We start from the raw sequence: 12,772 nt of genomic DNA on the forward strand, positions 1-12,772 counted from the left end.
GCAAAGCGTGAGCAACAGCGGGTTAAGGAGATTGGAGGAAAGATGGCGATAGTATATAACGACAGTGAGCAAATATGGAAACTTGATACGGAAAATACATCATATGTTCTTGGAGTAGTGGATGGGAAGTATCTTTCACATATCTATTACGGCAAAAAGATAAGAAGCAGCGAGCTTTCGTATCTGCTAAGACCTGATGAGATTGTTCCTCCGTCAATCAGGCCTGCGGAGCAGCTTGGCTTCATGGATGCGATACAGCTTGAGTATCCTTGCGGAGGGATCGGTGATTTCAGGGAGTGCTGCATTTCTGTAAAGAGCGATGCGGGACAGATAGGATGTGACCTGTCATACAAGGGGTATGAGATTGTAAAAGGGAAAGCAAAGGTTGCGGGATTTCCCACGTGCTTTGGAGACAATGCAGATACGCTTGTGATAAGGCTTGAGGATGAGATTTACGGTCTGGTTGTATCTTTGTCTTTTACCGTGTTTGATGATTGTGATGCCGTAATACGTTCTGCGCTTATCGAGAACAGAGGCTCGAAAATATTATGTATAGAAAGAGCTATGTCTTCCTGCCTTGACTTTGAGATGAGGGACTGCGAAGTTATAACGCAGTGCGGCGCGTGGGCGAGAGAGCACATAATTGAAAGGACGGCTCTTAATCATGCGGCTGTAATAGCGGAGTCGACAAGAGGCGAAGAAGGCCATGATTCCATGCCTTTTATGGCTGTCGTTTCCAAAAACACCGACCGGAAAAGCGGAGAAGTCTACGCTTCTCAGCTCATTTACTCCGGCAATTTTATGGCAAAGGTAAAGAAAAATGCTCACGACCAGATAAGGATGGTAATGGGAATAAATCCCGAGACATTCTCATGGAAGCTTGAACCGGGAGACTCTTTTCAAACTCCGGAGGCGGCTCTCGTTTATTCATCCTGCGGTCTTGGAGAGATGACAAGAGATTATCATAAGCTTTTTAGGAAACATCTGATAAGGCAAGACTGGGTGAGCAAGGAAAGACCTATACTTATCAATAACTGGGAAGCAACATATTTTGATTTTGATAAGGACAAGCTTCTTGATATTGCAAAGACGGCAAGGCAGTGCGGAATAGAACTTCAGGTTCTTGACGACGGATGGTTTGGATATAACAGAAATCAGCCAAGTGGAGGGCTCGGAGACTGGTATGTCAATGAAGATAAGCTGGAAGGCGGCCTAAAGGGGCTGACCGATGAGCTAAAAAAGATAGATATGAAGTTCGGACTTTGGTTCGAGCCTGAAATGGTCTGTGAAGATACGGACCTTTATAAAAAACATCCGGGCTGGATATTACATCAAGTGGGAAGAATACCTGCGCGAGCACGTGATCAGTGGGTTTTGGATTATTCCAATCCTGAAGTGAGAAATTATATCTATGAAAGTATGGCCAAAATACTGCGTGAAGTCCCTGTTGTATATATTAAGTGGGATATGAACAGGTCCCTTTCCGACGTCGGTTCTGAGTATCTTCCTTCCGACAGGCAGGGGGAGATATGGCACAGACACGTCCTTGGCGTATATGAGATTCAGGAAAAGATAACCAAGGAATTTCCATATGTTCTGATTGAGAACTGTTCTTCGGGTGGAGCCAGGTTTGATGCGGGAATGCTGTATTACAGTCCTCAGATATGGTGCTCGGATGATATGGATCCTGTTGAGCGTCTTTCGATTCAGGAAGGAACTGCAATGCTTTATCCGGTATCTGCGATAGGATCTCATGTTGCAAAAAGCCCCAATGATATTTCGGGAAGAGAAGTTTCTTTTGAGTCGAGAGCTGTGGCGGCTATGTTTGGAACTTTCGGATACGAGCTTGATGTAACCAAACTTTCAGAAGATGAACTAAAGCAGATTCCAAAGCAGATTGCCGGATACAAAAGCATAAGAAGGCTGATCCTTGACGGAGAGTATTACAGGATAGCGTCATACAGGGAAAATAAAGAATATGATGCATATATGATAGTTTCCGAAGACAAAAAGGAAGCTTTTATGATATATATGCAGGTATTGTCAAAGGCATTTTCAAGAAGCAGATTGCTTAGACTTGAAGGACTTGACTCTGATATGAAATATGATGTAAACGGAAAAGTTTATGACGGAGATGTGTTGATGAATGCGGGACTTTTGATTCCCGGAAGCAAGGACTTTGAAGCACAATTCATTAAAATTACAGCAGTATAAACTGTTATGGATTGATTATTAAGTTAATTTAATTCATAATAAGAGCCGGAGGATAACAGATGAGACCAAAACAGAAGGTAAAACTAAAAGATATTGCTGACAGCCTGGGAGTATCTGTTGTTACAGTATCTAATTCACTGGCGGGCAGACCCGGAGTGAGCGCCGAAATGCGCACGAAGATAAAAGAATGTGCGGCAAAGATGGGGCTTGATTACAGTAAATACGGGAAGACTACGCCTAAAAAGGTTGAAAATCCGGAACTTATCGGAAAGACCATCAGCGTCATTGTTTCAGACAGATATATTTATATAGGCGCTTCTTTTTACTGGGAGATGTATCAGAAGGTCGCTTATGCGGTTTCGGAAAATGAATGCTTTACGTCGCTGAGTATGGTCAAGGATTACGACGATGACGAAATACTTCCGCCTGTAACGGATGCCGACGGAGTGATAATAATAGGACCTATAAAAGAAAAGTTTCTTAACAGGCTGCTGGCGGCAGTTAAAGTGCCGGTAGTTTTCATGGATCAGCAGATTGAGACAGGTAATTACACTTCCGTCTTGTCGGGAAATTATTACGGAATGTACAGAGCCACAAAGGAGCTGGTTAAAGCAGGCCATAAAGAGATAGGATTTGTCGGAGCACTTGATTATTCCAGAAATATAATCGACAGATACTATGGATATAAAAAGTGCATGCGTGAGAACGGCCTTAAGGTGAATCGCGAGTGGCTTTTGCCGGACAGGAGCGGAAATGACGAAACTCCTATGATAGAGCTACCCAAGAAACTGCCCACAGCATTTGCGTGCAGCAGTGATTTTTCTGCCGGATTGTTATATGAGGCGCTTAAAAAGCAGGGAAAACGTGTTCCGGAAGATATATCGATTGTCGGTTATGACAATTACCTGCTTAACAGCGATCTTGAAGGAAAGCTTACAACTTACAACGTCGATCTTGTCAAGATGGCCAGACTCACAGTGGAGCAGGTCATTAACGAGATAGAGGATCCGTCGCTTGCAGGAACGATATTTGAGGTGGATTCCAACGTTGTGAAAAGAACATCGATAAAAGAGTTGAGGGATAATAATGCAGAGTGATGTTACATTGTCTGATATTGCAGAAAAGCTTGGCGTAAGCAGTGTTACCGTGTCGAAGGCTCTTGCGGGGAAAAAGGGCGTCAGTGATGAACTGCGTGAGGAGATACTAAGTCTTGCCGACAAAATGGGATATGTGCGAAAAGAAAAGAACCATCATCCCAAAAAGAATACCGTAATTGGAGTGATAGTTGCGGAAAGATATCTGAATCACAGTAGGTCATTCTACTGGCACATTTATAAAGAATTATCGGTGCAGTCAAATGATAAAAGAATTCTTACTCTTTTGGAGGTTATAAACAGAGAGGCGGAAGAGTCCGAAAGTGTTCCCAATCTCATTGCACAGGAGAGTGTGGATGGACTGATAATTCTTGGAGCTTTCAATGTCGGATATCTTCGTATGCTTAGAAACAAAGCCAAGATACCGATGCTTTCGCTGGATTCTTTATATGAGGAGATAGAAGGTGATGCGGTGATAACCGATAATATCCTCGGAGGGTATGAGATTACCAGATATCTGTTTGATAAAGGACACAGGAAGATCGGATTTGTCGGTACTTTGAAGGTGACACCGAGTATTGACGAGCGGTATATAGGAATGTGTAAGTTCCTGTCATCGGCAGGTCTGGATGTTGAGTTTAGGGATAATCCATTGGTGATCAATGACAGGGATAAATATGGTAATCTTGACGCAGAGGGGACATTTGCGCTTCCTTCGGCAAAAGAGATGCCGACAGCATTTTTCTGCAATTGTGATGTATCTGCGCTTTTGCTTATCGAGCATTTGAAAGAAAAAGGATACAAAGTTCCCAAGGATATTTCTGTCATCGGATTTGATAATTATGTTCCCGATATGAACAAGAGCATTGAACTTTCAAGTTATGAAATAGATCTTAGTGTAATGATAAGTAAGGCAATGGAGCTGCTGACGCAGAGACTTCGTAATCCCGATATGCCTTTCAGCTCCGCGATGATACGCGGAAAGCTGATCGTCGGGGACTCTGTGAGAGCTGTCTGATAGTGGAAAGGCCAATCGTTCGCGCGTGGGCATTTCGCGAGTGATTGGTCTTTTTTTACTTTAATTAATTTAAGTTAATTTAAGAAGGTTTGCCTATAAATAATTAACAATATTTAAGGAGTCGTTTTGTTGAGGATTAACGAAACGGCTCTTTTTTACTGAATTTTGTAAAAGTGCTATTGAAAAATGGTGATGAACAAATATAATATTAATTAACTTAAGAACAATGTATTGGAACCATGGTTTTACTTAAATTAATTAAAAGGGGTGAATGAAATGAATTTAAAAAGGACTATTGCTCTATTGGCTGCTGCAGCTGTGGCTGCATCTCTCGTCGCATGTGGCTCTTCACCGAGTGCAGGTACGGAACCGGGAACGGCAGGTTCCGAGGCTTCCGGAAATTCCGGTAATGCCGGTAACGGTGGCACTGCAGATACTGCGGATAACAACTATACATCTGTTGTTCTGGGTGAGACTGGGAAGGATATCAAAACTAAGATCAAGATTCTGACACATAGAACGGACATGGTTGGTGATGATTATTCGGGAAAAAGTTGGAAAGACTATGTTGCGGAATTTAATAAGATTTATCCCGAAATTACAGTGGAATTTGAAGCTATTACAGATTATGCGGAAGATTCGCTTCTTCGTCTTCAGGGTGGTGACTGGGGCGATATTATGATGATCCCGGCGATCGATGCATCTGAGCTCTCGAATTATTTCATGCCGTATGGAACAGTAGATCAGATGAAAAGTGCTATCCGTTTTGCTACGGACAAGCAGTATGACGGAATATGTTACGGGGTTCCGTCTACGGGAAATGCTCAGGGTGTTCTTTATAACAAGGCAGTATTTGAGAAGGCAGGAATCACAACTTTACCCAAGACACCGGAGGAATTTATAAATGACTTAACTCTGATAAAAGAAAAGACGGATGCGATCCCTCTTTATACAAACTATGCCGCAGGCTGGACAATGGGAGCATGGGATGCATATATTGCGGGAACTGCTACAGGTGATGCAACATACATGAATCAGAAGCTTGCTCATACGGCAAATCCTTTCGCCGATCCGGGTGACGGATCACATGCATACAATGTGTACAAAGTCCTTTATGATGCGGTTGCAAAAGGTCTTATCGAGGATGACTATTCAACTACAGACTGGGAAGGCAGCAAGGGCATGCTTAACAGAGGCGAGATCGGAACTATGGTACTTGGCTCATGGGCATATTCTCAGATGCAGGCAGCAGGAGATAAGCCTGAGGACATCGGATATATGAGCTTCCCTATCACGGTTAACGGCAAGCAGTATGCTACAGCAGGTCCTGATTACGCATTCGGAATCAATAAGGATGCAAGCGATGAAAATCGTATGGCGTCACTTCTTTTTGTAAAGTGGATGACAAATGAGTCGGGATACTCATACAACGAAGGCGGTATTCCTATCAATGCCGAAGATGACAAATATCCCGATCTTTATGCGGCATTTGACGGAGTTGAATATGTTTCAGATGAACCGGCACTTGCGGGAGAAGAAGATCTTAAAGATACACTCAATTCCGATTCGGAACTTAGCATTAACAGCGGTGGTGACAAGAAAGTTCAGGCAATCATAGAGCATGCATCCAACGGTGATATGACTTTTGACCAGATCATGGACAGTTGGAATAAAGCGTGGACAGAAGCACAGGAACTTAACGGAGTTGATACAGACAACTGATTTATAAATTTTTTTATGAGCTGCGGGGGAGGGGCGGAATTGTATGATTCCGCCTCAACTTATAGAAAGAAAGTGAGATAACCCTATGAACAAAAGAAAGTGGAAACAGGCACAGGTAATATTAACATTTCTCATTATTCCGGTAGGATTACTGATTTTGTTCACATATTATCCTTTTGGCAAAATGGTCCAATTCAGCTTTTATAACATGAAATACATTGGACCTAGGAAATTCGTGGGATTCAAAAACTATATACAGATTTTTAAGCGTGAAGATATTCTGAGAACGCTGCTTTTGTCACTGTATTATATGGCCGGAGCGGTTATTCAGGTTTTTCTTGCATTATATCTTGCAACAATATTCTGCTTTAAGGTAAAAGCTGAAAACTTCTGGAAAGGATTTATCTTTTTCCCTTATCTGATAAATGGTATAGCTATCGGATTCATTTTCAAGTTTTTTTACACAAGAGGATTTGTTCTGGACACGGTTCTCCAAGCGATAGGTTTCAATCCGAATGATCTTCCCTATTGGTTAAAAGACCAATCGATAAACAACTGGTCGCTCGTATATTCGTCGGTGTGGAGATACCTGGGTTCGACAATGGTTCTTTTTCTTGGGGCAATGATGTCGGTGGACAGTACGCTTTATGAAGCAGCGTCGATAGATGGCGCAAATAAGTGGCAGACATTCTGGCACATCATTTTACCGAGCATAAAGACAATAGTAACACTGAATGTAATCTTGGCTATTACAGGATCTCTTTCGGCATTTGAGCCGCCTTTTGTTATAACAAGCGGTGCAAACGGCACGGGAACATTCTTTGTAGTAATGAATGATATTGCTCATACAAGTCAGAAGGTCGGACTTGCCAGTGCGATGGCGGTATTCCTTCTTGTGATCATTTTCATTGCCAAATTTATTCAGGACGCAATATTTAGGTTCCTGTTTAGAAATGCGGGAACGGATATAGATGACAGAGAGTTTAAGAAACAACGTAAAAGGGAAGAGAAGGCAAGAATGCAGATGCATAGAGGAGGTAGATAATGTCATCAGATACAGTAATTGCAAGTGTTGTTCCGAAGAAAAAGATGAGTATTGGTGATATTGTTTGGGGAATCATAAAGTATGCTTCTGTTGCGCTTTGTGCTTTTTTGGCGGTACTTCCAATAGTATCCTGTGTCATAACTTCGCTGAAAACAGAGGTTGAGTATCAGAGCACCAATGTTATGACACTTCCGGAAAACTTTTTTAATTTTAACAATTATGTTCAGGCTTTTGCTCAGGCAAATATGGGACTGGCATTTATTAACTCGGGAATAATTCTTTTATTTGTACTTGCGGGATCGACCATGATAGGCTCTCAGCTTGCATATGTTCTAAATCGCTTTAGCTTTCCCGGCAATGCGCTTATCAGGAATCTGTTTACTTTTGCGGCACTTCTTCCGGGAATTGCCATGCAGGTTTCGGTATATGAAATAATGGTAAATCTCGGACTTGTAAATACTTTGTACGGCTACATCATCATGATGATGGGAACGGATGTAATGTCAATTTACATCTACATTCAGTTTTTTGAAAACCTTCCCGTTTCGCTTGATGAAAGTGCATTTTTGGACGGTGCGAATTACTTCCAGATTTATGCAAAGATATTGCTTCCGCTCTTAAAACCTGCGATTGTTACGAATCTGATTCTTAAGGGCGTTGGTGTTTACAACGAGTATTATTGCGCGAACCTGTATCTTCAGGATAAAAGAAAACTCTGTACGGTGGCCACATCATTGTACACATTCACGGGCCCCATGGGTAATCAGTATCATCTTATCTGTGCCGGCGTGATCATGTCACTTCTTCCTGCTCTGATAATATTCTTGCTTTGTCAGAAACAGATTTATAACGGTGTTGCAGCCGGTGCGGTAAAGGGGTGATAAGTAATGATCAGTGAAATAAAGGAGCATCTTCTGAATGGGATCATACCTTTTTGGAAAGGCTTAAGAGACGATGAATACGGCGGATATTACGGCTATATGGGCTATGATCTTGCCGTTGATAAAAAATATGAAAAGGGCTGCATACTAAACAGCAGGATATTATGGTTTTTTTCAAGCGCATACAAAGTTCTCGTAGATAAAACGCTTTTAAGCGAGGCTACGCATGCGTATGAGTTTTTAAAAAAATATTGCATTGATGATGAATATGGCGGGGTATTCTGGTCGGTATCTTATGACGGAAAGCCTCTTGATACTACAAAACATACATATAATCAGGCTTTTACAATCTACGGACTGTCTGCATATTTTGATGCATCGGGAGATTGGGAAGCACTGAAGATGGCTATTTCGCTCTACGAACTTATAGAAAAGAAAATGCGTGATGAGCGCGGATATCTTGAAGCGTTCGACAGAGAGTTCAAGCCTGTATCAAATGAAAAGCTGTCGGAAAACGGTACCGACGCGGTAAGGAGCATGAATACTCTTTTGCATGTTATGGAGGGATATACGGAGCTTTACAGGGTATCGGGTGATGGCAGAGTCAGAAAATCTTTATATGAGATTCTGAAAATAGTAAGTACCAAGATATATAATCCAAAGCTTCGCAGACAGGAAGTCTTTTTTGACAAAGATTATAACAGCCTGGTCGATCTTTATTCCTACGGACATGACATAGAAGCGGCATGGCTGATAAATAGGACAACCGATATTCTTGGCGACGGTGACCTTTCGGCAAAGATCGGCAGAATGACGGAGGAGATGGCGAGTGAAGTATATAAAGTTGCTTTTGACGGAAAATCAATTCCCGTCGAGGGACAGAATTCAGTTGTAAAAGAGGACAGAGTCTGGTGGGTGCAGGCTGAGGGAATCAATGGATTTCTTGATGCATACGAAAGACATCCCGAGAAAAAAGAATATCTTGAGGCGGCACGGGCTCTTTGGGATTACATAAAAGAATTTGTCATCGATAAGAGACCCGGATCTGAGTGGTTCTGGTATGTCGATAAAAACGGCGTACCCGCGAAGGACGAGCCTATAGTTGAACCGTGGAAGTGTCCGTATCATAACGGAAGAATGTGTTTGGAGGTAATAACAAGAAATGTTACATGAGAGATATTACATTGAAAAGGACAGACAGGAAAAGCTCATGTCGCGGAAGAATGAACCTGCAGATTTTTATAACGGAGTATATACAAGATATAAATATCCGGTTCTTACAAGACAGCATATTCCACTTACGTGGAGATACGATCTTGATATAAACAGTAATCCGAATTTTCAGGAGAGGCTGGGGATAAATGCAGTTCTTAATTCAGGAGCCATTAAGCTTAACGGGAAGTATTATCTTGTTGCCAGAATAGAAGGCAATGACAGAAAGTCTTTTTTCGGAGTTGCTGAAAGTGATAACGGCATAGATAATTTCAGATTTTGGGATTATCCGATCTTGCTTGATGACACTTGTAAGGAAGAGACAAATGTCTATGACATGAGGCTTACGCAGCATGAGGATGGTTGGATATACGGAGTGTTCTGTTCCGAGAGTCACGATGATTCCACAAACGATCTCTCGGCGGCAGTTGCGGCAGCAGGAATAGTAAGGACAAAAGATCTTAAAAAGTGGGAGCGACTTCCGAATCTTGTTACAAAACGCTCGCCTCAGCAGAGAAATGTTGTTCTTCATCCTGAGTTTGTTGACGGAAAATATGCTTTTTACACCCGTCCAATGGACAGCTTTATCGATACCGGAAGTGGCGGTGGTATAGGCTTTGGGCTGTGTGATGATATTGAACATGCAGTGATAGATGAGGAAAAGATTCTTAGCAGAAGAAGATATCATCAGATCACGGAAGCCAAGAACGGTGAATGCGTTGTGCCTATAAAGACAGACAAGGGATGGCTTCATATCGCACACGGCGTAAGAAATACGGCAGCAGGACTAAGATACGTCCTTTATGCCTATGCAACAGATCTATATGATCCCGGAAAAGTTATAGCGGAGCCCGGAGGACTTCTTCTTGGACCGTTTGGATGGGAGAGAGTAGGAGACGTTTCAAACGTTGTATTCTCAAACGGCGCGATTGTAGAAGAAAACGGCGATATTCTTCTTTATTATGCAGGCAGCGATACAAGGGTATATGTTGCAAAAACAAGTATTGAACTTCTTGGTGATTATATCTTCGGAACTCCCGAAGATCCCAGCAGAAGCGTGCTTTGCGTGCAGCAAAGATGCGAGCTTATAAAGAAAAATCTTGAAGTTTTAAAAAATGAGATTTAAGGAGCAAATATGGCAGTATTGAAACTACAGGCTCCGACCAAAGACTATCTGTGGGGAGGAAACCGTCTTGTCGATGAATTCGGTAAAAGACCGGCAGGCGATGTGACCGCGGAAAGCTGGGAGCTGTCATGTTATCCCGGTTGCGAGTCTGTGATTGAAAACGGTGAGTTTGCGGGAAAGACGCTCACAGATTATATAAATGAAAAAGGTAAGGATGTTCTTGGAAAAAACTGCGAGAAATTCAGGGACTTTCCGATACTTATCAAGCTTATTGATGCAAGAAAAGATCTGTCATTGCAGGTTCATCCGTCAGATGATTACGCTCTGAAAAAAGAAGGGCAGTACGGAAAGACGGAGATGTGGTATATAATTGATGCCAAAGACAATGCGTTTTTGTATTATGGCTTTAAACGCGAGATTTCCAAAGAAGAGTTTCGAAAGCGCATAGAGAATCAGACTCTTACAGAAGTTCTTAATGCTTATCCCGTAAGCAAGGGGGATGTGGTTTTTATTGAGGCGGATACTCTGCATGCAATCGGTGAGGGGATTCTTCTTGCAGAAATTCAGGAAAATTCGGATGTTACTTACAGGGTGTATGACTACGGAAGACGTGATAAAAACGGGAATCTGCGAAAGCTTCATATAGAAAAAGCGCTTGAAGTGACCAATCTTTTTCCGGCCAAAAAGGTCCCGAGACCTGAACCGCATATCGGAAATTGCAAATATTTTACGGTTGATAAAGTCAATCTAAGCGGTAAGATCATGAATAAGCTTAGCGGTACGGTTGACGAGAACTCGTTTTTACATATTCTGTTCCTTTCGGGAGAAGGGGAAATAAAGAATGACAACGAGGATGTGAGATTTAAAAAGGGCGACAGCTTCTTTCTCCCCGCCGGTGATGGGAATTATGAGATTTGCGGAGAGTGTGAGGCACTTTTCACGTATATTTAAGGATGAGAATATGCTTAGAGAGTATAAAATTTCAGAAATAGAAAAATTGAAGATTCATGGCAGGAGAACTGCATGTCTTGATCCTTTAACGCTGTTCTGGAATGGTTCGGGAATAGAAATGAATGTACGTGCCACTGTGGTGAAACTTCGCTGTTACGCAGATTATTCAGCCTTTGAGCCGTGGATCGATGTCCTTGTTGAAGGCGTAAGATATCAGAAGAGACCGCTTGAAAAGGGAATAAATGAGATCACAATCTGGCAAGGAAATGCGGAACCTTGCGAAAGTGATATTCCGCTCAGAAATATCAAGATCATGCGAGATACACCCGCTATGGCGGCGGATGGTGATACCCTGATACGGATTGAAGCTGTTTTTACCGATGGTACATTTGAAAATGTGGATGAACCCGGGCATAGGATTGAGTTTATAGGAGACAGTATAACATCAGGCGAAGGCTGCATGGGGCCTGTAAGTGAACAGGAGTGGAACAGCGCATGTTTTGATGCTGTCGATAATTATACATATATCACTGCTCAAAAACTGGGGGCTGACTATGAGGTTTTCAGCCAGAGCGGTTATGGCTTTGTATGGTCCTGGGATGGCAATCCGAAAGAAAATATGCCGTTATTCTATGATGAGGTGTGCGGGCTTGTTCCGGACGGAAAAGCTTGTGAGCTTGGGACTTATGAGAAATATGATTTCTCTCTTTTTGAACCTGATATCGTTATCATCAATCTGGGTACGAATGATGCGGGGGCATATTCCGCAAGCAGCCACGAAGCTGCTAGAAGCATGGGATTTGACGATGTTCATTTTCTGAATGAAAAAGGTGAGATTCCGCCGGAGGATGTGGCAGCGCTTAAGAACGGCGCAAAAGCTTTTTTGAAAAAGGTCAGAGAGAAGCGCCCGGGTGCCATAATAATATGGGCTTACGGAATGCTGCTTCAGGATTCGGATATAATCAACACTCAGATGACAAACTTGCTGTCAGCGGCAGTTGCTGAGTATTCCAAGCAGGAAAACGACAGCAAGGTATATTATCATCAGCTTCCGCCTACACTTGCCGGAGAGTTCGGCTCGAGATCGCATCCCGGCCATCCGGCTCACAAAAAGGCAGCAGAATCATTGGTGAAGAAGATAGAGGCGGTGTTGGAGGTACGATAAAAAGAGTTGCGATTGTAGGACACCTTGAATCATAGATTCAAGGTGTTTGCAAACAGGCCATTTGAGTCGGTTTCGCCGAAGGAATTGTTTGTTTATTGTATCAAGCTCTCACGAAATCTGCAGCCGATGCGTATTGGATATTTCGGATGTTTATGCTTGTTAGTCGAATCACAGTCAGCTTACCCTGTCCATTTTGCAGTAAATGCAAGTATGGACAGGGCTTTTTTGTAGCATTTTCCTGTCCATTATGCGGAAAATGGAAAAATAGACAGGGGTTTTTGCTGCCTTTTTCCTGTCCATTATGCGGTAAATGGAAAAATAGACAGGGCTATTTGCTGTCTTTT

The 12,772-nt window shown here is 42.5% G+C and carries 10 protein-coding genes; all 10 read left to right on the plus strand.

The window, feature by feature from the left end:
* Positions 1–42: 42 nt before the first annotated feature.
* Positions 43–2,214 carry an alpha-galactosidase gene (locus tag G628_RS0100420; RefSeq protein WP_027208193.1) on the plus strand — a complete coding sequence of 724 codons (2,172 nt, stop codon included), beginning with the start codon at positions 43–45 and terminating at the stop codon, positions 2,212–2,214.
* Positions 2,215–2,273: 59 nt separating this feature from the next.
* Positions 2,274–3,311 carry a LacI family DNA-binding transcriptional regulator gene (locus G628_RS0100425; protein WP_026655283.1) on the plus strand — a complete coding sequence of 346 codons (1,038 nt, stop codon included), beginning with the start codon at positions 2,274–2,276 and terminating at the stop codon, positions 3,309–3,311.
* Complete coding sequence (locus G628_RS0100430; RefSeq protein WP_026655281.1) at positions 3,301–4,326, plus strand: LacI family DNA-binding transcriptional regulator; 1,026 nt, start codon at positions 3,301–3,303, stop codon at positions 4,324–4,326. The genes G628_RS0100425 and G628_RS0100430 overlap by 11 nt, the downstream gene beginning before the upstream one ends.
* Positions 4,327–4,602: 276 nt before the next feature.
* Complete coding sequence (locus G628_RS0100435; protein ID WP_027208194.1) at positions 4,603–6,048, plus strand: ABC transporter substrate-binding protein; 1,446 nt, start codon at positions 4,603–4,605, stop codon at positions 6,046–6,048.
* An 85-nt stretch (positions 6,049–6,133) separates the two neighbouring features.
* Positions 6,134–7,093 carry a carbohydrate ABC transporter permease gene (locus G628_RS15970; RefSeq protein WP_051198919.1) on the plus strand — a complete coding sequence of 320 codons (960 nt, stop codon included), beginning with the start codon at positions 6,134–6,136 and terminating at the stop codon, positions 7,091–7,093.
* A gap of 44 nt (positions 7,094–7,137) precedes the next feature.
* A complete protein-coding gene (locus G628_RS0100445) occupies positions 7,138–7,974 on the plus strand; it encodes a carbohydrate ABC transporter permease (protein ID WP_027208195.1) in 837 nt (278 codons plus the stop codon).
* Positions 7,975–7,980: 6 nt separating this feature from the next.
* Positions 7,981–9,147, plus strand: a complete 1,167-nt coding sequence (locus G628_RS0100450; protein WP_034500476.1) for an AGE family epimerase/isomerase — start codon at positions 7,981–7,983, stop codon at positions 9,145–9,147.
* Positions 9,137–10,312 carry a glycosidase gene (locus tag G628_RS0100455; RefSeq protein WP_027208197.1) on the plus strand — a complete coding sequence of 392 codons (1,176 nt, stop codon included), beginning with the start codon at positions 9,137–9,139 and terminating at the stop codon, positions 10,310–10,312. Before G628_RS0100450 ends, G628_RS0100455 begins: the two co-directional genes overlap by 11 nt.
* Positions 10,313–10,321: 9 nt before the next feature.
* Positions 10,322–11,263, plus strand: a complete 942-nt coding sequence (locus G628_RS0100460; protein WP_027208198.1) for a type I phosphomannose isomerase catalytic subunit — start codon at positions 10,322–10,324, stop codon at positions 11,261–11,263.
* Positions 11,220–12,428 carry an SGNH/GDSL hydrolase family protein gene (locus G628_RS0100465; RefSeq protein ID WP_051198921.1) on the plus strand — a complete coding sequence of 403 codons (1,209 nt, stop codon included), beginning with the start codon at positions 11,220–11,222 and terminating at the stop codon, positions 12,426–12,428. Before G628_RS0100460 ends, G628_RS0100465 begins: the two co-directional genes overlap by 44 nt.
* Positions 12,429–12,772 lie beyond the last annotated feature (344 nt).

This window comes from Butyrivibrio hungatei NK4A153, assembly GCF_000424465.1.
Classification (GTDB): Bacteria; Bacillota; Clostridia; order Lachnospirales; family Lachnospiraceae; genus Butyrivibrio; species Butyrivibrio hungatei_A.

Excerpts from the sequence above, each read along its gene's own strand:
- G628_RS0100420 (WP_027208193.1), top strand. The coding sequence starts at position 43 with ATGGCGATAGTATATAACGACAGTGAGCAAATATGGAAACTTGATACG.
- G628_RS0100425 (WP_026655283.1), top strand. The coding sequence starts at position 2,274 with ATGAGACCAAAACAGAAGGTAAAACTAAAAGATATTGCTGACAGCCTG.
- G628_RS0100430 (WP_026655281.1), top strand. The coding sequence starts at position 3,301 with ATGCAGAGTGATGTTACATTGTCTGATATTGCAGAAAAGCTTGGCGTA.
- G628_RS0100435 (WP_027208194.1), top strand. The coding sequence starts at position 4,603 with ATGAATTTAAAAAGGACTATTGCTCTATTGGCTGCTGCAGCTGTGGCT.
- G628_RS15970 (WP_051198919.1), top strand. The coding sequence starts at position 6,134 with ATGAACAAAAGAAAGTGGAAACAGGCACAGGTAATATTAACATTTCTC.
- G628_RS0100445 (WP_027208195.1), top strand. The coding sequence starts at position 7,138 with ATGAGTATTGGTGATATTGTTTGGGGAATCATAAAGTATGCTTCTGTT.
- G628_RS0100450 (WP_034500476.1), top strand. The coding sequence starts at position 7,981 with ATGATCAGTGAAATAAAGGAGCATCTTCTGAATGGGATCATACCTTTT.
- G628_RS0100455 (WP_027208197.1), top strand. The coding sequence starts at position 9,137 with ATGTTACATGAGAGATATTACATTGAAAAGGACAGACAGGAAAAGCTC.
- G628_RS0100460 (WP_027208198.1), top strand. The coding sequence starts at position 10,322 with ATGGCAGTATTGAAACTACAGGCTCCGACCAAAGACTATCTGTGGGGA.
- G628_RS0100465 (WP_051198921.1), top strand. The coding sequence starts at position 11,220 with ATGAGATTTGCGGAGAGTGTGAGGCACTTTTCACGTATATTTAAGGAT.